This is a genomic window from Vibrio sp. zbq_1 (assembly GCF_043102935.1).
Taxonomy (GTDB): Bacteria; Pseudomonadota; Gammaproteobacteria; order Enterobacterales; family Vibrionaceae; genus Vibrio; species Vibrio parahaemolyticus.
Genome location: NZ_JBICJH010000015.1, coordinates 489,433 through 512,075, shown reverse-complemented (window position 1 = coordinate 512,075; position 22,643 = coordinate 489,433). Strand labels below are relative to the sequence as shown.

Sequence of the window (22,643 nt, the reverse complement as noted above, 5' to 3'; positions counted from 1 at the left end):
CTTAACCTATTTCCCGATAAAATGAGTGCTTAGTCTAGTAGCGACTTCACATATTCTGCAATTTCAGGTACTTGGCAGTGCGCGAAGAAACACTCTTGGAATTGCGTGCTGCCTACTGCAGTTTTCACTAGCTCTTGGTCGATAGCACGTAGACCTTCAACCACGTCTTTTGCTACCGCTGATTTCACGTTGTTTAGGATAGCCGCGTTCGCTTGCTGAGGTGCTGCTCGCTCAATTGGGTAACCTTCGCCGCGTTTGCCTGTGAACGCTTTTTCGAAGATGTAACGAACGTTCAATTCACCCGCCCAACCAAAACCTTTAGCAAATGCTAGAGAAATCGCGTTGCCGTTATTGATTTGATTGAACAGGAACGCGTCTGATGGCTCTAGGCAGTAACCACAAACAACGCCAGGGTGTAGGTTGCAAGACATCAATGCACCTTGGCCAGTACCACAACCAGTTACCACGAAGTCCACAGCTTTTGAGTTCAGCAGAATGCTCGCCATGATACCTAGGTGAATGTAAGTTAGGTGATGGTCGTTTTCATCCGTCATACCAACATTGAAAACATCGTGACCAAGGCCACCTGCTACAGAGTTAAGCTCGCCAGCCACCATTGCGTTTTTCGCTGCTTGGCTGTTTTCCATCATTAGTGCAATTTTCATGTGTTACTCCTGCGGAAACTCCGCATTCAAATTTCAATTCTTAAACAAAATCTTTGCGCATTGGGGTGAAAGTATCGATAAGTACACCCGCTTTCAGACAAACGCAGCCATGCTCAATGTTTGGTTCTTTGTACATAGTATCGCCCGTTTTGACGATTTTTTTTTCATCGCCGATGGTGAATTCAAACTCACCAGAAAGCACGTAAGTCAGCTGCTCGTGCGGGTGTGAGTGCATCGCACCAATTGCACCTTCTTCAAAGTGCACTTCTACCGACATCATGTTGTCGCTGTGTGCCAGTACTTTGCGTGAAATCCCTTCGCCGAGATCTTCCATCGGAATGTCTTGGTTAAATACGAACATGGTTCACCTAATAACTTGATTGATTAATCATGGATTCTGATTGCTGACGATGTAAGCGATAAATCGTCAATAAATTCATCACGATCACGGTCATTTCTAACAGCGTTCCACCAATGGAACCCACCAGAATATTATTGGTTAGCCAGCAAGACGCGCCGAGCAAAAAGCCAATGCGCATCCTGATCCCTGACAAGCAGAACACCGAGTATGTACCAATCACCGTCCCGATAATCGGCCATAAATCACGCCATTGCTCTGCTACCCAAAAGCCACTGACTAAACTGATCACAATAAAGACAGCAGCAACTCGTTTCGACGAGACAAAAATCGCCGTGGTCGTTCTGAGCGCCGACAGCAATGCGCTCAGCGCAGAGACCATCGAACCCAGCAATAAAAAGTGGAGAAGATGATTGAGGTTAAAAATCAGCATCAAGATTTTTAGGTGCCTGTCATTCTTCTGGTAGAAGACGGAGAATCCCAAACCAAAACTAATAAACCCTAAAGCTTGCGCTAATATCGTGGTATCCACCATCACCTTCTCGCAACTCGATTAGCGCGCTAGCCAGCCACCATCTACTGCGATGGTGTAGCCGTTGATGTAATCCGCAGCTTTAGATGCTAGGAATACACAAGGGCCAGCTAGATCTTCTGGCGTACCCCAACGAGCAGCAGGAATACGGTCTACGATTTCTTTGTTGCGCTGTTCATCGGCACGCAATGCCGCCGTGTTGTTGGTTGCCATGTAACCCGGAGCAATCGCGTTTACGTTGATGCCGTGGCTTGCCCATTCGTTTGCCATTAGGCGAGTCACACCCATTACGCCACTTTTAGACGCAGTGTAAGAAGGCACGCGAATACCGCCTTGGAAAGAAAGCATTGATGCGATGTTGATGATCTTGCCGCCTTCACCTTGCGCGATGAACTGTTTTGCAACCGCTTGAGACATAAAGAACACAGACTTCACGTTGATGTTCATTACGTCATCCCAATCTTGCTCAGAAAACTCGATGGCGTCGTTACGACGAATGATGCCCGCGTTGTTCACTAGGATATCAATGCGACCAAGTTCGGTTACTGCGCGGTCAACGATAGTTGGGATGTCGTCTAGTTTCATTAAGTTAGCGCGGATATCGACGAACTTACGGCCTTCAGCCTCTACTTTCTCAATCGTTTCTGTTGGTTCGCTGATGTTTACGCCAACAATGTCACAGCCCGCTTTTGCTAGACCAAGCGCCATACCTTGACCAAGACCAGTGTCACAACCAGTAACAATGGCCACTTTTCCCTCAAGGTTAAATGAATCAAGAATCATGTCGTTTTCCTCAATAGTAGGTAATGTCGTGATTTGGCGTCTTGGCCATGTCACTTTGTATGCATTCATCCTGACCCAAAAAGAAACTGTTTGCAATTTTTTTTGAAAAGGCGTTTTAAAAATATTGATTGCGATCTAGTTTTTCTGGATTCTTTAATTGCGCGGTTTCAAATTTTTGAAAAGGCATTTTAAAAATACTGGTTCTTAAATTTTTCAGCGATATAATGCAGAAAACTAAGAATGAAAGGGGCAACAATGGAAAAGTCGACTCAGCCTGAAGCGGTTTCGTCAGTACTTAAGGTTTTTCATATTCTTCAAGCACTTGGTGAACAGAAAGCCATCGGCGTTTCAGAGCTTTCACAACGTCTAATGATGTCGAAAGCGACTACTTACCGTTTTCTGCAAACCATGAAATCGCTCGGTTACGTGTCTCAAGAAGGCGAAGCGGATAAGTACTCTCTAACACTTAAGCTGTTCGAGTTGGGCGCAAAATCGCTTGAGTACGTCGATCTGATCGAACTGGCCGACAAAGAAATGCGCCACATTTCAGAACAAACCAACGAAGCCTTGCACCTTGGTGCGCTGGATGAAAATGCCATCATTTACATCCACAAAATCGACTCTGGCTACAACCTACGCATGCAATCGCGCATCGGTCGTCGCAATCCGCTCTACAGTACTGCGATTGGTAAAGTGCTGCTTTCTGAGCGCGATGAAAGCTTCGTTCGTGACGTATTGAGCGATGTCGAGTTCATTAAGCACACAGAAAAAACATTGGAAAACACCGATCAAGTGCTAGAAGAATTGGCGAAAGTGCGCGATTTCCACTATGCAGAAGATAACGAAGAGCAAGAACCAGGTCTTCGTTGTATCGCTGCGCCGATTTATGACCGCTTTGGTCAAATCATTGCTGGCTTGTCTATCTCATTCCCAACCATCCGTTTCGATGAAGAGAGAATGGAATATTACGTCGGCTTACTGCATCAAGCAGGTAAAAACATTTCTGAGCAATTGGGTTACCACGATTACCCGGCATAATCAGAAACAAGAGGCAGCCGCGAGGCTGCTTTTTTTGCCACTTAGAACAATGTTGAAACACCGGTTCATTTTAGAGGTAAACCATGGGCACATCCGTCACTCCAAACATCTTCGACTTTTTAATCAAAATTGACCCCTTTGATAAACTGCCAGAACCTGTGGTTGAAAGCATCGCGAACTCCGTCAAGGTCAAGTACCTCGTGAGGGGTGAAACCATCGGTTTTAGCGCCTTGTGCGATCAACGTTACCTCTACATTATCCGAACCGGCGCCATTGAACAGCGCACGCCTAATGGCGAACTGCGTGCACGCCTTGGGCAAGATGACCAATTTGGTTTTACTTTCCTCGACCCACTCGAAAATGCCGAAGATGGCTACCAAGCGGAAGCGATTGAAGATTCATTGCTCTATTTGATCCCCCATTCTGAGCTAAAACTGGTCAGCGAAGAACACCCAGAATTTGCCGACTATTTTGCCGCCCAAGCCAATGTGCGCTTGAGTTCTGCGGTGAAGTACGTTTGTCGAAAAGAAGAAAAAGGGCTGTTCTTTCGTACCGTTGGCGAGATCGCCAGTGAAAACATTGCGATTGTCGATGTGAACGACTCTATCCGCAGTGTGGCGCAAACCATGTGCGGCAAACAACGCAGCTCCTGTGCCGTTGTGATGAAAGAAGGCGAGATTATTGGCTTAGTCACCGACCGAGATATGACGAAATCGGTCGTCGCACAAGACATGGATACCAATCAGCCCATTGCCGACGTGATGACACCAAACCCCGTGTTGATCGAAGACGATGCTAAGGTGATTCAAGCCATTTCCTTGATGCTGCAGTACAACATTCGCTGTTTGCCCGTGGTGCATGGCAAGCAAGTGAAAGGACTTCTAACGACAACACACTTAGTGCATAACCACCGCACGCAGTCTTTGTTCTTAATTGAGAAAATCAAATACGCGAGTTCACTCAACGCGCTGGCGGCTTTGAAAGAAGAACGTCAAACCATTTTCCAAGCGTTGGTGGAAAGCGGTGTGAGTGCGGAAATTCAGGGTCGAGTGATGTCGATGATCATGGACGCTTTCACGCGCCGCATCATCCAGCTCAATGAAGAACTGCTGGGACCACCGCCGTGTGATTACGCGTGGTTGGTTGCAGGCTCTCACGCCCGTAACGAAGTGCACATGCTGTCGGACCAAGACAGTGCGATTGTGCTTTCCGATGACGCCACCGAAGAACATAAACTGTACTTCACTCACCTCGCCATGCGGGTGTGTAATGGTTTGGCGGCATGCGGCTATCCGCTTTGTGACGGCAAGTACATGGCGGCATCACCAAAGTGGTGTCAGCCAATTCGTCGTTGGAAAGAGTACTATCAGAAGTGGGTGGCCAGCCCAGAATACAACAAACTATTGAGCATTAGCGTATTCCTTGAAGTACGTGCCATTCACGGCAACCGCGAGTTTGTCGACCAAATCCAACAACACTTGCATGACTGCATTCAAAAGAGCCCGAGCTTTATTCCGGCTTTGGTGCGAGACGCGATTGACACTCAGCCGCCACTTGGCATTTTCAACAATTTGGTGTTGGAAAAAGGCGGGGAAAACAGCAACACGTTAAACATCAAAAAGTACGCCTTGAATCTGATCATCGATCTGGCGCGTATTTTCAGTCTTGCCGCTGGCGGCTCGTTAACTGGCACAGAAGAGCGTTTTCGCTACGCAGCCCAGCACGGCACATTGTCGAAAGACAGTGTCGAAAACATCATTGGCGCTTATCGCTTTATTACTCAAGTACGTTTCCGTCATCAACTCAATGCGATTCTGGCAGGCACCACACCTGACAACCACATCGCACCCGATGATTTCAGTAGCTTTGAACGCAAGCACTTAAAAGATGCATTTAAGATCATCAGTGAGCTGCAAGATGTCGCGAAACTGAAGTTTGTGAAAGGGGCGTAACCATGATTAAACGTTGGTTTAAACGGTGGGAAACGCCGCTCTCTCCTGAGCAAAAACGCCAAGCCATTCACGTTGTTGACGATTGGCCAATCGTGCTGAAAGACTATCTTCAACAGCCTTTGGTGGATGACTCAACGACCTTGAAGGATTTGAGTTTTGTTGCGTTGGACTTTGAAACCACAGGCGTGGACGCGCAAGGCGATAAAATCTTATCGATTGGCGTAGTTGACCTAACGTTGGACGGCATTGATATCGCCAGCTCCAAAGAGTGGTACATTTGTCACGGACAATTCATCAAACCAGAAACAGCGAAAATTAATGGCTTAACTCCGCAAGATCTCGCCAAAGGACTGCCATTGGATGAAGGCATGAATCGGTTGTTGGAACGCATCACAGGAAAAGTGGTGCTCGCCCACGGATGCTGCATTGAAAAAGCCTTCATTCACGCTTATTTTTCCTCTCGCTACCAAGTAGAGGATTTCCCCGCGTATTTTATCGACACTCTGCAAATCGAAAAGCAGTTTAGCTATGCAGGGAAAAGCGGCGCGCACAGCAGTTATCAGTTGGACGATTTGCGCCGCTATTATCACCTGCCGGGGTACTTATCGCACTCAGCCGCCAGTGATGCCTTGGCGTGCGCGGAGTTGTTCTTGGTGCAAAGTAAAAAACTGACCGCGCTTCCGGATGTCACGTTGCGTCAGTTGATGCGCTGATCACGCCAACTCTTGCGCCAAAAAGTCGATCAATAACCGCACTTTTGGCGACAAATTGCGACTTTGCGGATACAGCGCCCAAATGCCTTCGCGATCGTCGCGGTAATCGGTCAGCACCTCGACTAACTCACCACTGTCTAATGCTTCTTGAACGTAGTAATCCGGCAGCTGCACTAAACCAAGACCGCGTTTCGCTGCGTCCACCAAAGCAAAACCGCTGTTGCATTTAATCCGTCCCGACACGCGTAAAGATTTATCGCGTTTATTTTCCTTAAAGTGCCAGTAGTCGACCGAGCCAACCAAGCATTGATGCCGTCCCAATTCCGACAACGTATGTGGCTCACCAAAACGCTCCAAATACATCGGACTGGCACACACGTAGGTTTGACGTGAGGAAAGACGCTTGGCGATCATGCTGGAATCTTGCAAGCGGCCAAGACGAATCGCCACGTCCACACCTTGCTCAATCAAATCCAGCTTTTGGTTGGTCAGCACTAAATCAAGATCCACACGCGGGTACTTTTCCAAAAACTGATGCAAAAGCGGCGCGAGATTCATTTCCCCATACGTCACAGGAGCCGTCACGCGCAGCAAACCGCGCGGTTCGGTCTGCATTTGCGTGACAGCAAGCTCGGCCAGTTCTAACCCTTCCACCAAATGTTTACACTGCTGGTAATAGAGTTGTCCGGCTTCAGACAGGGAGACTTTTCGCGTCGTGCGATGCAGCAATTTCACCGCAAGTCGTTCTTCAAGTGCCGATACCCGACGACTGATTTGTGCCACCGATGTTTTCAGCTTAGCTGCTGCTCCGGTAAAACTGTTGGTTTCCGCCACAGCAACAAATTCGCTGACCCCTTCCCAATTCGCCATGCTGTATTCCTGTCGACCTCTTTTAGACAAATAGTGATGAAAATGTTCTCGTCGCGCTACGCTTTGAAAACGGGAGAATTTTACGCGTCAGGCAACGGACGAAGATCGCCGTACTGTGCATCAAGCTCAATGCCGAAGTATTCTTTCAATGCATCCAGATAGGCTTGGCCCGGCTCTAACTCCAATTCTGTCTGCTCACCTTGGCTGGTGTATTTGAGTGTGTAGTTAAGCAATGTCACCAACCCACTTTCTGTTGCTTTCGCCGCGACTCTTGCGCTGGTAAAACGCGAGTTGGGAGAAGTGGAGGTAAAAAAGTTGCCACACGCGATGTCACCTGCAAACACAAACTCTAAATCGAAGCTATAAAGGTTGTTCCATGTGTCCGTTCCGTCCGTTGACAAAACTTGAAGGAAGTAACCAAACTGGGCATCTTCAACAAAGCGGAAGGTTTGTAAATCCGTCTGAATCACTTGGTTGAGGATAAACGGCAATGGCGCGCGCGGCGTATTGGAGCCAAAGCCTACATCGACAATCCATGCTTGTTCATCCAGCGTCACCAACGTGATTTGATGGCTGCGACCTGTCGGCGTCCCCATCACGTGAACACGCCCAAGTAAGCTGCGCGCTTCAAACCCGAGGGTCTTGAGCACATCGAGCATTAAGCCATTCAGTTCAAAGCAGTAGCCACCACGGGAGTGATACACGGTTTTTTGAATGATGTCTTCAATCTCAACAGAGATGCCACGCTGCAACGAAATATCAAAGTTCTCAAACGGCAGGCAACGGTGCTGCGCTACGTGAATCTTGTGCAATGACTCCAAATCGGCGGGTAACTCACTCGGCAAACCGAGCTTGGTTAAATAGGCGTTCAGATCCGTCTTATTCATAATCACTCTTACTTATCTGATGGGTTGATTGTTTTCTACTCTAGTCCCTCTACCTAACCTCAGGTCAATCGCCTTTTCCGTTTTCCCTTCTGTTTTGAGGAGGCATCACACTCTTGTTGTCCACTCACTTTAACATTATTACGTATATGTAAAAATCATTTTCAAAATGGACGGATTATCATTTTTATTGAAACACCTAGAATGGACACCAACAAAACGACGCAGCGCAGGAAGCAAACCTTAACTACGCTTATTACGTCACTCCATATACTGAGAATATAAAGGAAAATCCAATGACTCTTGAAATCAAACCTGGTCAAACTCACATCAAATCCAAGGCAATGGTTGCGTGGGCGGCTGGCGAGCCACTGAAAATGGAAGAAGTGGATGTACAGCTTCCTAAAGCGGGTGAAGTGCTAGTGCGCATCGTCGCGACAGGTGTTTGTCATACTGATGCGTTCACTCTGTCAGGCGACGATCCAGAAGGCATCTTCCCTTCGATTCTTGGTCACGAAGGTGGCGGTATTGTTGAAATGGTTGGCGAAGGTGTTACCAGCGTTGAGGTTGGCGACCACGTGATTCCTCTTTACACCGCTGAATGTGGCGAGTGTAAGTTCTGTAAATCGGGCAAAACCAACCTTTGTCAGGCCGTTCGTGAAACACAAGGTAAAGGTCTGATGCCAGATGGTACAAGCCGTTTTTCTATCAACGGTGAAACCATCTTCCACTACATGGGTTGTTCTACTTTCTCTGAGTACACAGTGCTGCCTGAAATTTCATTAGCCAAAGTGAACAAGCAAGCGCCTCTTGAAGAAGTGTGTCTACTAGGTTGTGGCGTAACGACTGGTATGGGCGCGGTTCTGAACACTGCAAAAGTTGAGAAAGGCGACACGGTTGCGATCTTTGGTCTGGGCGGCATCGGTCTTTCAGCAATCATCGGTGCGCGCATGGCAGGAGCAAGCCGCATCATCGGTATCGACATCAACGAAAGCAAATTCGACCTAGCGAAACAACTTGGTGCTACAGACGTCATCAACCCACAAAAATTCGACAAACCAATTCAAGAAGTGATTGTTGAAATGACGGATGGCGGTGTGGATTACTCATTCGAATGTATCGGTAACGTAAACGTAATGCGTCAAGCGCTTGAGTGCTGTCACAAAGGTTGGGGTGAGTCGGTGATCATCGGTGTTGCGGGTGCAGGTCAAGAGATCTCAACTCGTCCATTCCAGCTGGTTACGGGTCGTGTATGGCGCGGCAGTGCGTTCGGTGGCGTGAAAGGTCGCTCTGAGCTTCCAGAAATCGTAAACCGCTACATGGCGGGTGAGTTTGGCTTACAAGAGTTCATTACTCACACGATGGGCTTGGAAGACGTAAACAAAGCATTTGATCTGATGCACGAAGGTAAGAGCATCCGTACCGTTATCCATATGGATAAGTAATGCTGACTCAGGCTCTCCGTAGGGGGAGCCTGAATTCATTCTGTTGTTAGAGAGTTTATCCATGACCATTGAAAATGTAAGCCAAACCAAAGTGTTTGGCGGTTGGCACAAACAATATACGCACGATTCTAAAGCGTTGAACTGCACCATGCGTTTTGCGATTTTCTTGCCGCCGAATGCGACCAAATCCAACCCAGTACCCGCTTTATACTGGTTGTCGGGCTTAACCTGCACCGATGAAAACTTTATGCAGAAAGCCGGCGCATTTCGTATGGCGGCAGAACTTGGGATTGCCATCATTGCTCCGGACACCAGCCCGCGTGGTGAAGGCGTTGCCGATGATGCAAGTTACGACTTAGGCCAAGGCGCAGGCTTTTACCTCAACGCCACTCAAGCACCGTGGTCACTGCATTACCATATGTACGACTACGTCACGCAAGAGCTGCCAGCCATCATCGAAGCCAACTTCCCAGTATCGGATGTGAAATCAATCTCTGGCCACAGCATGGGCGGACACGGTGCGCTCACCATTGGCCTTAAGAATCCGACACTATACCGCTCGATTTCAGCATTTAGCCCAATCAGCAACCCAATGCAGTGTCCGTGGGGACAAAAAGCATTCACCGCATACTTGGGCACTGATATCGAAAGTTGGAAGCAATACGATGCAAGTGAGCTTTTGAAGAAAGAAAAATCACCCTTACCAATTTTGGTTGATCAAGGCGATGCGGACGGTTTCTTGAGTGAGCAACTCAAACCGGGAGTCTTATTAGCCGCAGCAAAACAACACGGTTCAGAATTGAATCTGAGAATGCAATCTGGCTACGACCACAGTTATTACTTTATATCGAGCTTTATAGACAATCATTTAAACTTTCACGCAAAATATTTATTTGCGTAAATGACAATGAAAATAACTTGATGATATATAAAAATAAAGCCACCAAATTAGGTGGCTTTATTGTATGACGTATTTAATAAATAAGTGCAATTATTCCAATAAAATCCAACGTACACCAAACATGTTGAGCTCATTATTTAAATCTTAAATTCAATGTTAATTCTGAGCGAGAGTTCATTAAGTGAGAATGGTATGGATTTTCATTGAAATTCGGCTAAATGACGTTAAATCGTCATATAACTCGATAATAATTTCTTTTTAATGACCTTTTAATTAAGAAGTCACTAAAGAACCTTGACGTGAAGTAAACCTACAGTTACTTTTCAAACATAACATATTATAAAATCTCATACGGTTGGCTTTGTCATTAAAATCATAAATAATTTACCGCTAGCAACTTTTTGTTCTAGCTCGGTAAAAAGAATAAAAAACAAAAGGGCGTATGATGAAAAAAATTGTATCACTCAGTTTGCTGCTGTTCGCACCATTCCTTTCTGCCAATTCCATTACTTTTAGTAGTCCTCAGCAACCTAGCGTCACACTTAAACTGGAAGAGCTTCAATCTCTCCCAACCACCAGCTACACCACTGATTTACCTTGGATTCAACAATCTTCAGAGTTTCTTGGTGTAAAGCTCAGCACGCTGCTGACTCATGTTTATGGAAGCATCCCAGAGCAAGTCGATATCGGCAGTTTAAACAACTATCACTCCACCTTATCTCGCAAAGATATTGTTCGTTATCAGCCAATTTTGGCGTACCAGCAAGATCATCATTACATCAAAGTGAGAAATAAAGGCCCTTACTGGGTGATATACCCTCTCAGTCAATATCCTGAATTGGATCACAATGAATATCATGCCCAAATGGTGTGGCAAGTTAATGAGATGAAAATAAAACAAAAATAATGAAGTTATCAGAAGCTTACCCAATTAAACAAAAAAATTATTCGACGACCAGCAAAATGCTCCTTTTGGTTTTTGCCACTTCTTTATTGCTCGCAAATGTCATATTGCTCCAACAAACTCGGGTATTAGCGCAAAGTTTTACTGATGAGCAAAAACAAGCGACATGGTTTTTATTCCAGTTATCGAAAGAACTTTCTGAGCTCGTCAGTGAAGCACGTCGACTGGACGAAAATGTTTTAAAAATAGAAGGTGCAGAACTTCAGTATGAGCTTGCTTGGAGCCGTTTTGATTTATTAATAAATAGTAAAGACGTCTACACCTTTTTTTCTCGCAATCAAATTCAGCAATATTTTTTGCAACTGTTTAATGAGTTTAAAGAGTTAGAACCTCTGTTGGTGGAAGCCAAAACCGGAGACAGCCAAGCGGCAGCTCAGTTTTATCGCGCCACTCAAACGCTGTATTTAAACTTAGTGGAGTTTGTGAACCAGAACTTTCGCTTAACCAGCCAAGTGTACGAGACACAAAAAGATGAAAGCCAACGATTGATGAAAGCGCAATATATGCTGTTTGCCACTTTCGTCTTGTCGATTTTGTCGCTGACTTACTTCTTCTACAGAGAATCGCACTTCCATCGTAAGCTGGCGTTGAGTGACCCCCTTACTGGTCTTGGCAACCGAAATGCTCTGTTTGTCACGTTGAGAAATAACACCCGCAACCGAACGGCTTTTTCTTTGTGTCTGTTGGATCTAAACGGGTTCAAAAACGTAAATGACACGTACGGCCACCAAGCTGGTGATACGGTATTGTGCGAAATTGCCAAGCGATTGAAAGACATGAATATTGATAGCTTCAGTACCTATCGGATGGGTGGAGACGAGTTTGCTGTCGTGATTGAGTCCTCAGACGTCGATGCAGAGGAGGCGAAAAAACACATCCATTCCGTGTTTGATACTCCGGTTCTGAACGCAAACAACGTATCGTCACTGTCGACCAGTATTGGCGTCGCGCACTACCCAAGTGACAGCGATAATGTTGACTTTCTTATCAGCATAGCGGATAAGCGCATGTACAAAATGAAATTTCAACGTTAAACGGTATTTATGATGAGAAAGTTCATGCAAGTACTGCTTCTACTGGCAGTCATTGCGGCAGGTGTGTTGGCTTGGGTGTTTATCCCATCGCACGAAACCATCGGGCAAAAAACGCTTGAGCAGGCACTCAACGACGACTATAGCCTCGTTGGCCATCGAATCTACTCAACCGATCCAGATGCTGGTAACCGATTCGGTTACTTCGTATTGGCAACAGGTCAGGGCATTGAAGAGCAAGAGCCGTTTTTGGTCACTTCGGATCAGTTTATTCGTATGGAACAAACGGGTGATAACACCTTGTCTGTGACCGTCAATGGTCGTATCTACCAATACCACAACGACTTGTGGGTACCAAAATCGGATGGAAAGTTGCAGCACTTTTTAGTCAGCGCAACTGCCAACTACGTGCGCTAAAAAACGGGAACATTACTACCCCCTCCCATCACACACAAAAAAAACAAAGCCCCGCATGTACTGCGGGGCTTTTTACGTTAAGAAGAAAGTAACATCGAAAGGAGGGCGTTACTTCGCTAACACTTTCTCTTTAATCACTTTGAGTACTCCAGCCTCTTGGTTGCTTGGCGCAGAATAACGAGCGATTTTCTTAATCTCTTCATGCGCATTGGCAACCGCGTACGAATGCTCACTGACTTGCAGCATTTCGAGGTCGTTGAGGTAATCACCAAACGTCATGGTTTCGGCCGGAGTAAAATTCATCGTCTCTTGAAGATGCTTAATGGCCGCGCCTTTAGACGCCTCGGCATTCATCACATCCAGCCAAATTTTTGCGCTCACTACAACTTTATGCGTTGCGCCAAACTTCGCGTTCATGGTCGGGAACAGGAGCTCTTCCGAACCGTCAAAGTGACAAATCGCTACCTTGATGAACTCGTCTTCGACCTCAAGCAAATCCGTCACCGTTTCACAGCGATGGTAGTACTTTTGAAACTCTTCCAGTGATTGCTGATCATGCGTTTCGATGTACGCAGAGCGCTTGCCACACAATACGATGTTCGCTCCGTCAATTTCACGAGCCGCTTGCACAATCTCCGCCACTTCCGCTTTAGGAATGGTACAACTGTAGAGCTCTTTGTCTTGGTACATCACCAAGGTGCCATTTTCGGCCACATACAACACTCTATCTTTGATTGGCGCGAACGTGTCTCGCAGGCTGTAATACTGACGACCAGACGCAGCGGAGAACAAAATACCTTGCTCTTCCAGTTGCAAAAACAGGTCGAAAAACTCTGGATCCAAACGACCGTATTGGTCAAGCAAAGTGCCATCCATATCGGAAGCAATAAATTTGATGCGAACTTGTGACATTAACTAAAACTCTAAATGACGCTGCGAAAAATATATCCATGTAAGGTACAGGATCTTGTATGAATCTCAAGTCGGGACAACGACGCCTTTCGCGATTACCAAGGGTGCAGTTTAAAGTAATCTTCACTGTGATCGATGAAGGCTCTCACCGCAGGAGACAAGTGTTTACGTGATGAATACAGCGCGTAAATGTTGAGATCATTTGGCTTCCAATTCGGCAACACCGACTCAAGCTGACCCGATTGCAGATAGATATTGCTCAAATAGGTTGGCAGCATCGAAATACCCATGCCTTGTAACGCGCCATGCAATAACGCCGTGGCCTCATTGCTGGTTAGGCGACACTCAATTCCCACCGATTCGAACTGGTCGCCCTGAGACAAATGCCACACGTGACGCTCAAAGTTTTTGTAACCCAAACAGTCGTGTGAAGATAAATCTCGCGGATGCGCGATCGCGTGGTGAGTTTGCAAGTATCGCGGCGATGCCACCAACACCGATTCACACACCGCAATCGGCTTACCAATCAAAGAAGGATCGGGATCTGACGCAATTCGGATTGCCAGATCGATACGTTGCTCGGTTAGATCACTCACTGAATCTTGCAGATCTATGTCGATATGCACTTTGGGGTGCTTTTGCATAAAACTGTTTACTGCTGGGATCAACTGTGAGAATCCAAATGAAGTGCTAGACGCGAGACGGATTTTTCCGGACAGCTCACCATCAACGGCAATGTTCGACGTCAACGTATCGGCCTGTTTTAACCAGCGCTCAATCTGAGGCAAGCTGCGTTCCCCTGCGGTGGTGAGCGACACCTTGCGCGTGGTGCGGTGCAACAAACGAGTTTGCAGCCAGTTCTCCATCGCCTCTACATAACGAGTCACCATTGGCCGAGACATGTCTAACCGCTCGGCGGTCGCGGTAAAACTGCCAGAATACACCACATCCACAAATACTTTTGCTGCCGTTACTCTGTCCATACATTTGCTCGAAATAAGAAATAGTGATGCACATTATTGTGTATTTTTCCGAGCGTATCAATTTCCTAATATAGCTCCCGTTCCCAAGCCATCGTCGCTTGGCCCCAAATTCTTTAGGAGCTTATTATGAAAAAATTCACTTTGATTGCTGCATCCGTTTTAATGGCAAGCCCTGTCCTAGCGGCTAACCACTCTCCCCTTACTCTTGAGGTTTACAACGCCGACGGTAACAGCTTCCACGTTAACTCAACCTTGGTATACGGTGAGACTGACGCCATGGTCATCGACACTGGCTTCACCAAAGCTGATGCGATGCGCATTGCCGCTAAAGTGTTGGACTCAGGCAAAACGCTTAAAACCATTTTTATCAGCCAAGCAGACCCAGACTACTATTTTGGCGCAGAGGCCCTACACCAACAGTTCCCTGATGCGCAGATCATCGCAACGCCTGCGGTTCAAAAAATTATTCAAGAGAAATTGGCTGGAAAGCTGGCGTACTGGGGACCAAAGCTTGGCGCAAACGCACCGGTAAAACCATTGATCCCTGTCGCGTACGACAAAACATCATTGGAGCTAGAAGGTCATAAGATTGAAATTCGTGGTAACCACGGCACATCAGCACACCGCCCTTACCTATGGATTCCAGATAACAAAGCGATTCTAGGTAACGTAGCCGTGTACTCAAACGTACATTTGTGGATGGCCGATGCCGCTGACCAAACCGCCATCAATGCTTGGGAGCAGCAGCTTAGCGAGATGCTTGCGCTTAAACCTCAAGTGGTCATTCCTGGTCACATGAAAGCAGGTACAAAGCTGAACGCAGACACCATTCGCTACTCGCAACAATACTTGCAGGATTTTCAGCAAGCGAAAAAACACAGCAATAACAGCGTTCAACTCATTGACACCATGTCAGCGAAATACCCAGAAGCTCAATTGCCAATCGCGCTAGAAATCGGTGCGAAAGTGCATACTGGTGAAATGTCATGGTAACCGTGCATTACTTCTTCGATCCCATGTGTGGTTGGTGCTACGGGGCATCACCACTCATCGAAGCCTTGATGGACACCTCTCAATTTAAGGTGGAGCTTCATCCCGGCGGTATGATTGAGAAACGCGCGATTGAGCCTGAATTTCGTCAGCACATCATCAACAGTGACGCTCGTATCGCAACCGAAACCGGAGCAACGTTTGGTGAAGCATATCTGCAACGCGTGAAAAGCGAAGATGCGTTTGTTCTTGATTCTTATCTACCAACACAAGCGATCTTGAGTGCGGAGAAAATGGGGCTGAATCCATGGCACATGCTGAAGGCCATCCAATCCGCGCATTATCAGCTCGGGTTAAAAGTGAATGAAGCATCGACGCTCAAAGCCATTGCAGAATCGCTAGGTTTAGCAAACGATGCGTGGGAGCAAAACATGACGTTAAGCGAAGCCGAACTAAACGAGAGAGTTCGCTCTAGCCGACAGTTGATGCGCCAGTTACACGTTGGTGGTTATCCAACCCTGATTGCAGAAGTAAATGGCGAGTACTTGACCTTGCCGCACTCGACCTACTACGACAAACCGGCGCAGTGGAAGCTTGCATTACAAAAACTGCAATAAGCTCTTCCCCACTCGCTCTTGTTCTTAATCCAAGAGCGAGTGCCAACACCGACATGGCAATCCTGACTCAAACAGGTACAATCCTCGCTCGATTTTTTACTCGCGCGGATACCCACCATGCACTCGCCTGAACATTGTTTTACTCGTTTTACTGCTGATACTTCTGACTATGAATTACCAACGCAGTTTACGTTTCCGTTCTACTACACGCCGCATCCTCTTTGCGTTATGGCTGCAAAGCAATTGCAACAGCACTTATTAGCGCAAACCGACTTCGAACACGATTTTGGTTTGGTTAATGAAGAAACGGGACGAGGCAAAATGTTTGGCGTATTACTAGTAGAAAGCTCTCAAGGCGATCTCGGCTTTTTAAGTGCGTTTTCTGGCAAAATTGCTGACCAAAACTTGATTCCAGGATTTGTCCCTCCTGTGTACGACATGCTGACCGATGAAGGCTTCTTCCGCGCAGAAACGGATGCCATCAACGCCGCCAATGCGGAGTACAAAACCTGTGCCGCGAATCCGGAATTAGCGGATCTTAAAGCGCAAATCCAAGCCGACCGAGCCGCTTATCAGCAAGAGGAGCAAACACAGCGCCAAGTGATGATTGATGGCCGAGCAGCACGCAAGCGACAGCGCCAACAGGGCGAGCAAACGCTCAATGCCGATGATCTCAAAATCTTGTTGGATGAGTTGGGTAAGCAAAGTGTCGCCGAGAAAAACGTTCTCAAATACTTAAAGCAAGCGTGGGATGAAAAGCTTGCAATCAAAGAAGCGCGCTTGGCCGAGTTAGAGCAGCAACTTGCTCATCTGAAAGAGCAGCGCAAAACGCTCTCCAACGCTTTGCAGCACAAATTGCATAAACAATACCGCTTTCTAAACAACCATGGCGAAGCACGCGACTTGGTGGACATTTTTGCGGACACCACAAACCCAATACCACCAGCAGGTGCAGGGGAATGTGCTGCGCCAAAACTGCTCCAATACGCGTTTAAACACGAATTCAAACCGCTGGCGTTGGCAGAATTTTGGTGGGGTGTTTCGCCAAAGTCTGAAGTTCGCCAACACAAAAAGTTCTACCCATCGTGTAATAGCAAATGTCAGCCGATTTTAGGCCATATGATGCAAGGGCTGGATGTCGAACCTAACCCATTGGCGGAGAATTGGGCAGAAGACAAAGAGCTAGAGATAATCTACCAAGACGACGCTATGGTCGTCGTCAACAAGCCCTCGGGCTTACTTTCAGTGCCGGGTAAAACCATCAAAGACTCTGCTTATACTCGCCTACAAGCGATGTTCCCTGATGTGGAAGGGCCGTTTGTGATTCATCGCCTCGACATGGCGACCTCTGGCATTTTGGTGTTTGCCTTAACCAAGCGCGCGAACAAAAGTCTGCAAAAACAGTTTATGGCTCGCGGCGTACAAAAACGTTATATGGCACTGCTCGAAGGCGTATTAAACGAGCCGGAAGGGGAAATTTCACTGCCAATGCGTGGTGACCCCGACGACCGCCCACGTCAACTGGTGTGTTTTGAACACGGGAAACATGCGGAAACCTCCTGGCAACTGATTGAAGTCAAAGATGGACGCAGCAAGGTATACATGTATCCGAAAACCGGGCGAACTCACCAACTACGTGTACACAGTGCTCATCACATGGGATTAAACATGCCAATGGTTGGTGATGGTTTATACGGCGAAAAAGCGAATCGCTTACACCTGCATGCTGAGATGCTAGAGCTGGATCATCCATACAGCAAAGAGCGCATGGTGTTCAAAGCTGAGTGCGAATTCTAACGTCTTCCAGATTTTAAATAACAAAAAGGCACTGACTAACAGTGCCTTTTTTGGTTTCTAACAACAGAATAAGCGTGATGCGCGATACCGAAAACCGTTAGCTCACCTTAAACTTGGTCCACACCTGAGAGCGCCAACGCCTTGCCATGATGATACCACGTACCCATTCATCGAGTGCGATTGCCATCCAAGCCCCTAAAACGCCATAACCCAAGTGGATGCCAAAGATGTAAGAGAAAAGCACGCCTAGTCCCCACATACTCAAAATCCCCATTTGCACTGGGAACTTGATGTCACCCGCGCCTTTGAGCCCCGCGATAAAAATCAGGTTAAACACACGTCCGGCTTCGAGCAAAATTGAGCCCATGACTAACGAACCTGCCAATGCGAGTATCTCTGGTTGATCGGTAAATACGCGCAGAATCTCTTCTCTAAACAGGTAAATCAGTGTGGTTGCCGCCGTTGATGCCACAAATCCCACTAAGAAGTAGATTTGTACGCGTTTTAAAATGCTGCTCACCCAACCTTTGCCGATGTAGTAACCAGTCTGAATTTGCGCAGCCTGACCAATTGCCAACGCGAAAGCAAACGAGAAACGGGCAATGTTTTGTGCATAAGTGAAAGCCGCCAACGATGCCGTCCCCATTTGCACAACAAAGTACACAATGCAGATTTGCGCCACGTTGTAAGACAGCACTTCACCCGCGTTCATACCGCCGATTTTTAAGATCTTTTTGTAAATTTCTGCGGGCACTTGTTTCATGGTCGACATTGGTAGTTCAATGCTGCTGCGAGCGAGAATAAACCATAACATTAACGTACCGATGACTTGGCTGACGACGGTTGCTATTGCTACACCTTGCACACCATACACAGGTAAACCGAATGGCTGGTAAAGCGCAATATAGTTACCAATGATGTTGAACACACCCGAGATCAAGTTCACCACCATTGGAGAGCGCGAATAGCCATGGCTACGCAGAATGGTCGTAAAGACTATGCCTATGGTGACGTTGAACGTCATCGCTCCGCTGATCAGCAAATATTCACGTGCGTATTGCTCGACTTGTGCCTCCAAACCGTAATACGGGAGCAGGAATATCGCGCCAAGTACGGCAATCACACTCAATAGCACACCGATGATCACAGACAGCGCAATACTTGCTACGCCGACATTCACAGACTCTTGCTCGCGCCCTGCGCCATTGTATTGGGCAATCAAAATCCCCGTTCCGCTGCTGACAAACGTCGAAACGATGATTAAGAAAAAAGTAATCTGCGTGATCACACCAACAGCGGATACGGCTTTGTCCGAGTAGCCACTCAGCATGAACACGTCACTGGTTCCTAAAGCCGTCCGTAGCAAAATTTCGACAAGAATCGGCCAAGCCAATGCCACGATGGACATTCGTTGGTTGATGTTTTGGCTTTTAGGCATGTTTTTAACCTTTCCAACAACTAAAACTGCCTCGCAGAGAACTGTGAGGCAGTCTATAAAAAGTAATTCGGGATTCGTTTGAGATGAAACTGAGATTCAGCGCGGATTTTAGTCGGAGATTGGTCACAACGACAACAATAATTCCTGTCATTTGAGGAAAATATTTCTAATGATTTTTCAAGCCCACGCGACTCATTGACGGAGCTTAGAAATCATCGACTGACGAACAATGAGCTCAATAGGTACGCGGTTGATAAGTGGCTTAACGCCGTTAAATGACGCCATTCAGCGAATTGAGAATCGACTCACCAACAGCCGTTTTTATGCATTATCTGTATTTATCAACGTGCACACATCAAGGTAACTTTGTAACCCTCATCACCATATTGCAGGCAACATATCGATAGATATCGTAATAAACAAAACCCTTGGCGTCGTCACACCCAGAAAATTCCTTACAAGATTCAATCACCTCGCAACATGACTAAGTTCACATTTGGCGATTTTGTTATTCTATTTATCGCTAAAATACCGCCTAGAATAGACGTACATATCAATTTAAGTAGGGATAGAAGATGTCGACATTGGCCGGGGCTCGCCTAGAAGAAATGGCGGATATCCGCTCGACGAGAAAAAAGAAAATCGTTTTTCTGTGTTCTAGCATTGCCGCCACACTATTGGTGTACGGCGCTATCGTCCAATCGCTCGAAAATCATTGGGGGTTAAGCGTTTTGCATGCCTTCAGTGCCATCGCCTGCTTAGGGATCTGCTATCTCATAAAAGTACAAAGGCATCACAAATATGCCGATTTACTGCTCAGCGCCGTCATCATGTTTGAGGGGTTATTACTGCTTCTTTTTAATGATGCGCCCTCCGGAAAGTTATTGTGGCTCTACCCCATCGTCGCAACCATCATTTTGATTAACGAGTTCAAAGTCGGTTTACTCTTTAGCGCTACCTACATGATTTTGGTTTTCTTTGGCATTACATTTTTAGACGGCTTACCTGCCACTGGCGATATGATCGAACGCCGATTCATGTTCACCTTGATAGCCATCAGTTTTGTCTGCCATACCTTCTCCTACTACTACGCAAAAGTCGTCAGCTACATTCAAACCCTTTACCGAGAAGGGATTGAGGAGTTAGCCTACCTAGACCAACTGACGGGCTTAGCGAATCGTTGGAGCTTTGAAACGTGGGCTAGAGCAAAACTACACGACATTGACCACTCAGACGAACGCAGTGTCACCGCGTTGGTTTTTCTCGATATCGACAATTTTAAGTACATCAACGACACCTATGGCCACGATGTTGGCGACCAAGTGTTGAAAGCATTTGCAACTCGATTGAAGAAAAGCATTCGTAACAGCGACCGAAAAACCGATAAACATGACTACTCCATTGCGCGCTTCGCAGGCGATGAGTTCGTGTTAATGCTTTACGATGTGCGCAGTAAACAAGACCTAGATGGCATTTTGGATCGCATCGTTAATTTGTTCCCAAAGGGATATCAAAACTACGATACCTATAATGAGCTGACGATGAGCGTAGGAGCCGCAATCTATAAACAAGACGCCAACGATTTATCAGAGCTTACCCGCTGCGCAGACAAAGCGATGTATGCCGCGAAACACACGGGTAAAAATCAGTACGCGTTTTACGAACATTGTTCTCATGCTGGTGAGCTGCGCAAACAACAAGAATCAATGCTTGAGATGACAGAGGCGTGCTAAGCCTCTGTGAGTCGCCCGATTATGCAAAAAAGTGCATCGCCCACAACCCTAGCGCTAAAAACACGATCAACCAGAAGGCTTGACGCGCCCGGCTTGGTTTTCCTTGTTGTGGTGCAATCACTGGCTTAAAAGCTCGCTCCTTCATTTTTCCGACCAAGCTTTTTTCTATCGCCTGTTTGTAAAACTTGCGTCTTTTGTGCGCCGCGTTCGCTACTTCAGTAAAGCGGTGTCGCTGTTCATTCGTTAAATCGCTCGCTTCGTAGCGAGGAGGGAGATCAGAATGCTTACGTTGTACTGCCATCACTTCCTCCTTGGTTGATGGGTGTACTTATACTAAGTATATACACAGTTGCGCATAAATAGCGCCAAGATACCGAATTCTAAGCGATATCTCGTGCGCCAGTTCAAGGAAATTACGCAACTAAAAAAGCCACCCGAAGGTGGCTTAAAGCAATTCAGCATTTGTACCGATTATAGGTATTCGCACAAGTAAGCCGTTGCGTCTTTCACTTGCAGCTCAAAAGATGAGTTACCTTCAACATCAAATGACTCACCGCTGCTGTAGGTTGTCCAATCGGCTTCACCTACGCGTTTCACCACGAGAGCACCTTTAACGACTGTCATGCGCTCAGGAGCTTGCGTACCAAATGTGTACTCGCCCGGAAGCATCACACCGACACTAACATCCTGTCCGTGCTGGTTAAAACCTAGTGACTTTACACCGCCTGCAAAATAGCTATTTTCCTTAATACTCATTATTGGTTTCCTTATCAAAAGTCCGCTCTTTTTTACCCTGTTTTTTTCTGCGACTCAAGCCTTTAAAGCACAGAGATTCTACCGAATTGAGAACTCAGTTAATCAGCGCAGAATTTGGCTAACGCAACAGGAAAGAATAATTCGAAATTTGCAGCCCATTCTTAATCACTAAGGAGTCAATCATTAACGACAAATCAATCAGTAATAGTGTATCCGATTGTAAAAGTGGACATTAGATCATAGTTTCTGGGTCGCAACGGCGAGATTGTTTGTTTTTAGTGCGGAAGGTTTCCACCATATTAAAAAAGGACGATAAGAGTACTCATGGCCATACCCGCTCGCAGGAAAAGGAAACAAGATAAAGAACCGCAACTTTCATTTTGGGCTCGACACCAGCTTAAGATGGTAAAAAGTGCGTTCGTTATTTTTGTCTGCAGTTTGGTGGCTTTTTTCGCTTATCAGCTCCACGTCTCCTACCAAGATTACATCAACCCCGAACACGTCTATGGTGAGTGGATCGAAATTGGTGCTCCACCTTATCAAACCGAACGCCTTATTTTTACATCCGATGGGGTGTATCGAAATCATCGTTTGATCACGACGGAATTTGCGTTTGATGGCAAAGTCATCACCTTAAATACCGGATTAGGTGAAACTGCGTATCAACTTTCTGGCTCTCATCTGTCACCACAAATACGCCGAATTGAACCTCGAATCCCAGATCAGCGATTCATTCGAAAGGGATTTGAGCATACTGTTCAAGGTTCAGAAGTGGGCGCAGCATCAAAACGACGAGCCGCTCTGAGTGAACATTTCAGTCGCGACTAGCACGTTTTTTACCACTATTTTACCGTCCTAAGGCAC

The 22,643-nt window shown here is 46.6% G+C and carries 24 protein-coding genes; 13 read left to right on the top strand and 11 right to left on the bottom strand.

Annotated elements, in window-relative coordinates:
* Positions 1 to 29: 29 nt before the first annotated feature.
* The 4 genes from ACF8CV_RS10250 to kduD are packed head-to-tail and all read right to left on the bottom strand — an operon-like array spanning position 30 to position 2,338.
* A complete protein-coding gene (locus ACF8CV_RS10250) occupies positions 30 to 665 on the bottom strand; it encodes an RpiB/LacA/LacB family sugar-phosphate isomerase (protein ID WP_005460779.1) in 636 nt (211 codons plus the stop codon).
* Between the two features lie 40 nt (positions 666 to 705).
* Positions 706 to 1,026: a cupin domain-containing protein gene (locus ACF8CV_RS10245; RefSeq protein ID WP_005467181.1), complete on the bottom strand. Its 321-nt coding sequence runs from the start codon at positions 1,024 to 1,026 to the stop codon at positions 706 to 708.
* Between the two features lie 7 nt (positions 1,027 to 1,033).
* Positions 1,034 to 1,558: a YgjV family protein gene (locus ACF8CV_RS10240; protein WP_005497706.1), complete on the bottom strand. Its 525-nt coding sequence runs from the start codon at positions 1,556 to 1,558 to the stop codon at positions 1,034 to 1,036.
* A gap of 18 nt (positions 1,559 to 1,576) precedes the next feature.
* On the bottom strand, positions 1,577 to 2,338 hold the full coding sequence (kduD, locus tag ACF8CV_RS10235) for a 2-dehydro-3-deoxy-D-gluconate 5-dehydrogenase KduD (RefSeq protein ID WP_005482916.1): 762 nt from the start codon (positions 2,336 to 2,338) through the stop codon (positions 1,577 to 1,579).
* Positions 2,339 to 2,593: 255 nt separating this feature from the next.
* Between kduD and kdgR the strand changes: the two genes are divergently transcribed.
* The 3 genes from kdgR to ACF8CV_RS10220 all read left to right on the top strand — a co-directional run bounded on the left by kdgR (position 2,594) and on the right by ACF8CV_RS10220 (position 6,041).
* Entirely contained in the window at positions 2,594 to 3,376 is a 783-nt protein-coding gene (kdgR, locus tag ACF8CV_RS10230) for a DNA-binding transcriptional regulator KdgR (protein WP_005460804.1), read from the top strand.
* A gap of 83 nt (positions 3,377 to 3,459) precedes the next feature.
* Positions 3,460 to 5,328 (top strand): DUF294 nucleotidyltransferase-like domain-containing protein, encoded by a 1,869-nt coding sequence (locus ACF8CV_RS10225; protein WP_005482867.1) that lies wholly within the window; start codon positions 3,460 to 3,462, stop codon positions 5,326 to 5,328.
* A 2-nt stretch (positions 5,329 to 5,330) separates the two neighbouring features.
* Positions 5,331 to 6,041 (top strand): exonuclease domain-containing protein, encoded by a 711-nt coding sequence (locus ACF8CV_RS10220; protein WP_006740951.1) that lies wholly within the window; start codon positions 5,331 to 5,333, stop codon positions 6,039 to 6,041.
* On the opposite strand, the gene ACF8CV_RS10215 is transcribed toward ACF8CV_RS10220, so the two are convergent.
* Both ACF8CV_RS10215 and ACF8CV_RS10210 read right to left on the bottom strand, forming a co-directional pair.
* Complete coding sequence (locus ACF8CV_RS10215) at positions 6,042 to 6,911, bottom strand: LysR family transcriptional regulator (RefSeq protein WP_005464972.1); 870 nt, start codon at positions 6,909 to 6,911, stop codon at positions 6,042 to 6,044.
* A gap of 80 nt (positions 6,912 to 6,991) precedes the next feature.
* On the bottom strand, positions 6,992 to 7,798 hold the full coding sequence (locus ACF8CV_RS10210; protein WP_005464979.1) for an arylamine N-acetyltransferase: 807 nt from the start codon (positions 7,796 to 7,798) through the stop codon (positions 6,992 to 6,994).
* Positions 7,799 to 8,091: 293 nt separating this feature from the next.
* Here ACF8CV_RS10210 and ACF8CV_RS10205 point away from each other — a divergent pair, with 293 nt between their 5' ends.
* The 5 genes from ACF8CV_RS10205 to ACF8CV_RS10185 all read left to right on the top strand — a co-directional run bounded on the left by ACF8CV_RS10205 (position 8,092) and on the right by ACF8CV_RS10185 (position 12,553).
* Complete coding sequence (locus ACF8CV_RS10205) at positions 8,092 to 9,240, top strand: S-(hydroxymethyl)glutathione dehydrogenase/class III alcohol dehydrogenase (RefSeq protein ID WP_005464962.1); 1,149 nt, start codon at positions 8,092 to 8,094, stop codon at positions 9,238 to 9,240.
* 61 nt (positions 9,241 to 9,301) lie between these two features.
* Positions 9,302 to 10,141, top strand: coding sequence for an S-formylglutathione hydrolase (gene fghA / locus ACF8CV_RS10200; RefSeq protein WP_138938170.1), 840 nt, complete (start codon positions 9,302 to 9,304; stop codon positions 10,139 to 10,141).
* Positions 10,142 to 10,586: 445 nt separating this feature from the next.
* Positions 10,587 to 11,048 carry an oxidoreductase gene (locus ACF8CV_RS10195; RefSeq protein ID WP_005482833.1) on the top strand — a complete coding sequence of 154 codons (462 nt, stop codon included), beginning with the start codon at positions 10,587 to 10,589 and terminating at the stop codon, positions 11,046 to 11,048.
* Positions 11,048 to 12,139, top strand: a complete 1,092-nt coding sequence (locus tag ACF8CV_RS10190; protein WP_138938169.1) for a diguanylate cyclase — start codon at positions 11,048 to 11,050, stop codon at positions 12,137 to 12,139. The genes ACF8CV_RS10195 and ACF8CV_RS10190 overlap by 1 nt, the downstream gene beginning before the upstream one ends.
* Before the next feature lie 24 nt (positions 12,140 to 12,163).
* Positions 12,164 to 12,553, top strand: coding sequence for a hypothetical protein (locus ACF8CV_RS10185; protein WP_005497697.1), 390 nt, complete (start codon positions 12,164 to 12,166; stop codon positions 12,551 to 12,553).
* A 108-nt stretch (positions 12,554 to 12,661) separates the two neighbouring features.
* Here ACF8CV_RS10185 and ACF8CV_RS10180 read toward each other — a convergent pair whose 3' ends face one another.
* Positions 12,662 to 13,465, bottom strand: a complete 804-nt coding sequence (locus tag ACF8CV_RS10180; protein ID WP_005497695.1) for a Cof-type HAD-IIB family hydrolase — start codon at positions 13,463 to 13,465, stop codon at positions 12,662 to 12,664.
* Positions 13,466 to 13,560: 95 nt separating this feature from the next.
* Entirely contained in the window at positions 13,561 to 14,448 is an 888-nt protein-coding gene (locus ACF8CV_RS10175; RefSeq protein WP_138938168.1) for a LysR family transcriptional regulator, read from the bottom strand.
* A 126-nt stretch (positions 14,449 to 14,574) separates the two neighbouring features.
* Here ACF8CV_RS10175 and ACF8CV_RS10170 point away from each other — a divergent pair, with 126 nt between their 5' ends.
* The 3 genes from ACF8CV_RS10170 to ACF8CV_RS10160 all read left to right on the top strand — a co-directional run bounded on the left by ACF8CV_RS10170 (position 14,575) and on the right by ACF8CV_RS10160 (position 17,852).
* Positions 14,575 to 15,441 carry an MBL fold metallo-hydrolase gene (locus ACF8CV_RS10170; RefSeq protein ID WP_138938167.1) on the top strand — a complete coding sequence of 289 codons (867 nt, stop codon included), beginning with the start codon at positions 14,575 to 14,577 and terminating at the stop codon, positions 15,439 to 15,441.
* The gene (locus ACF8CV_RS10165; RefSeq protein ID WP_138938166.1) at positions 15,435 to 16,055 is read left to right on the top strand and encodes a DsbA family protein; all 621 of its coding nucleotides are present in this window, start codon (positions 15,435 to 15,437) and stop codon (positions 16,053 to 16,055) included. The genes ACF8CV_RS10170 and ACF8CV_RS10165 overlap by 7 nt, the downstream gene beginning before the upstream one ends.
* A 117-nt stretch (positions 16,056 to 16,172) precedes the next feature.
* Positions 16,173 to 17,852 (top strand): RluA family pseudouridine synthase, encoded by a 1,680-nt coding sequence (locus ACF8CV_RS10160; RefSeq protein ID WP_138938165.1) that lies wholly within the window; start codon positions 16,173 to 16,175, stop codon positions 17,850 to 17,852.
* Positions 17,853 to 17,949: 97 nt separating this feature from the next.
* On the opposite strand, the gene ACF8CV_RS10155 is transcribed toward ACF8CV_RS10160, so the two are convergent.
* Positions 17,950 to 19,290, bottom strand: a complete 1,341-nt coding sequence (locus ACF8CV_RS10155) for an MATE family efflux transporter (protein WP_015312755.1) — start codon at positions 19,288 to 19,290, stop codon at positions 17,950 to 17,952.
* A gap of 575 nt (positions 19,291 to 19,865) precedes the next feature.
* On the opposite strand from ACF8CV_RS10155, the gene ACF8CV_RS10150 reads away from it, so the two are divergent.
* Complete coding sequence (locus tag ACF8CV_RS10150; RefSeq protein ID WP_005464995.1) at positions 19,866 to 21,023, top strand: GGDEF domain-containing protein; 1,158 nt, start codon at positions 19,866 to 19,868, stop codon at positions 21,021 to 21,023.
* 19 nt (positions 21,024 to 21,042) lie between these two features.
* On the opposite strand, the gene ACF8CV_RS10145 is transcribed toward ACF8CV_RS10150, so the two are convergent.
* On the bottom strand, positions 21,043 to 21,324 hold the full coding sequence (locus ACF8CV_RS10145; RefSeq protein WP_005464981.1) for a hypothetical protein: 282 nt from the start codon (positions 21,322 to 21,324) through the stop codon (positions 21,043 to 21,045).
* Between the two features lie 170 nt (positions 21,325 to 21,494).
* Positions 21,495 to 21,779 carry a pyrimidine/purine nucleoside phosphorylase gene (locus ACF8CV_RS10140; RefSeq protein ID WP_005464991.1) on the bottom strand — a complete coding sequence of 95 codons (285 nt, stop codon included), beginning with the start codon at positions 21,777 to 21,779 and terminating at the stop codon, positions 21,495 to 21,497.
* 324 nt (positions 21,780 to 22,103) lie between these two features.
* Between ACF8CV_RS10140 and ACF8CV_RS10135 the strand changes: the two genes are divergently transcribed.
* The gene (locus ACF8CV_RS10135; RefSeq protein WP_020841634.1) at positions 22,104 to 22,607 is read left to right on the top strand and encodes a DUF2850 domain-containing protein; all 504 of its coding nucleotides are present in this window, start codon (positions 22,104 to 22,106) and stop codon (positions 22,605 to 22,607) included.
* The last annotated feature ends 36 nt before the right edge of the window (positions 22,608 to 22,643 follow it).

Excerpts from the sequence above, each read along its gene's own strand:
- ACF8CV_RS10210 (WP_005464979.1), bottom strand. The coding sequence starts at position 7,798 with ATGAATAAGACGGATCTGAACGCCTATTTAACCAAGCTCGGTTTGCCG.
- fghA (WP_138938170.1), top strand. The coding sequence starts at position 9,302 with ATGACCATTGAAAATGTAAGCCAAACCAAAGTGTTTGGCGGTTGGCAC.
- ACF8CV_RS10245 (WP_005467181.1), bottom strand. The coding sequence starts at position 1,026 with ATGTTCGTATTTAACCAAGACATTCCGATGGAAGATCTCGGCGAAGGG.
- kduD (WP_005482916.1), bottom strand. The coding sequence starts at position 2,338 with ATGATTCTTGATTCATTTAACCTTGAGGGAAAAGTGGCCATTGTTACT.
- ACF8CV_RS10195 (WP_005482833.1), top strand. The coding sequence starts at position 10,587 with ATGAAAAAAATTGTATCACTCAGTTTGCTGCTGTTCGCACCATTCCTT.
- ACF8CV_RS10175 (WP_138938168.1), bottom strand. The coding sequence starts at position 14,448 with ATGGACAGAGTAACGGCAGCAAAAGTATTTGTGGATGTGGTGTATTCT.
- ACF8CV_RS10165 (WP_138938166.1), top strand. The coding sequence starts at position 15,435 with ATGGTAACCGTGCATTACTTCTTCGATCCCATGTGTGGTTGGTGCTAC.
- ACF8CV_RS10180 (WP_005497695.1), bottom strand. The coding sequence starts at position 13,465 with ATGTCACAAGTTCGCATCAAATTTATTGCTTCCGATATGGATGGCACT.
- ACF8CV_RS10135 (WP_020841634.1), top strand. The coding sequence starts at position 22,104 with ATGGCCATACCCGCTCGCAGGAAAAGGAAACAAGATAAAGAACCGCAA.
- kdgR (WP_005460804.1), top strand. The coding sequence starts at position 2,594 with ATGGAAAAGTCGACTCAGCCTGAAGCGGTTTCGTCAGTACTTAAGGTT.
- ACF8CV_RS10155 (WP_015312755.1), bottom strand. The coding sequence starts at position 19,290 with ATGCCTAAAAGCCAAAACATCAACCAACGAATGTCCATCGTGGCATTG.
- ACF8CV_RS10225 (WP_005482867.1), top strand. The coding sequence starts at position 3,460 with ATGGGCACATCCGTCACTCCAAACATCTTCGACTTTTTAATCAAAATT.
- ACF8CV_RS10220 (WP_006740951.1), top strand. The coding sequence starts at position 5,331 with ATGATTAAACGTTGGTTTAAACGGTGGGAAACGCCGCTCTCTCCTGAG.
- ACF8CV_RS10185 (WP_005497697.1), top strand. The coding sequence starts at position 12,164 with ATGCAAGTACTGCTTCTACTGGCAGTCATTGCGGCAGGTGTGTTGGCT.
- ACF8CV_RS10205 (WP_005464962.1), top strand. The coding sequence starts at position 8,092 with ATGACTCTTGAAATCAAACCTGGTCAAACTCACATCAAATCCAAGGCA.
- ACF8CV_RS10240 (WP_005497706.1), bottom strand. The coding sequence starts at position 1,558 with ATGGTGGATACCACGATATTAGCGCAAGCTTTAGGGTTTATTAGTTTT.
- ACF8CV_RS10160 (WP_138938165.1), top strand. The coding sequence starts at position 16,173 with ATGCACTCGCCTGAACATTGTTTTACTCGTTTTACTGCTGATACTTCT.
- ACF8CV_RS10150 (WP_005464995.1), top strand. The coding sequence starts at position 19,866 with ATGTCGACATTGGCCGGGGCTCGCCTAGAAGAAATGGCGGATATCCGC.
- ACF8CV_RS10215 (WP_005464972.1), bottom strand. The coding sequence starts at position 6,911 with ATGGCGAATTGGGAAGGGGTCAGCGAATTTGTTGCTGTGGCGGAAACC.
- ACF8CV_RS10145 (WP_005464981.1), bottom strand. The coding sequence starts at position 21,324 with ATGGCAGTACAACGTAAGCATTCTGATCTCCCTCCTCGCTACGAAGCG.
- ACF8CV_RS10170 (WP_138938167.1), top strand. The coding sequence starts at position 14,575 with ATGAAAAAATTCACTTTGATTGCTGCATCCGTTTTAATGGCAAGCCCT.
- ACF8CV_RS10190 (WP_138938169.1), top strand. The coding sequence starts at position 11,048 with ATGAAGTTATCAGAAGCTTACCCAATTAAACAAAAAAATTATTCGACG.
- ACF8CV_RS10140 (WP_005464991.1), bottom strand. The coding sequence starts at position 21,779 with ATGAGTATTAAGGAAAATAGCTATTTTGCAGGCGGTGTAAAGTCACTA.
- ACF8CV_RS10250 (WP_005460779.1), bottom strand. The coding sequence starts at position 665 with ATGAAAATTGCACTAATGATGGAAAACAGCCAAGCAGCGAAAAACGCA.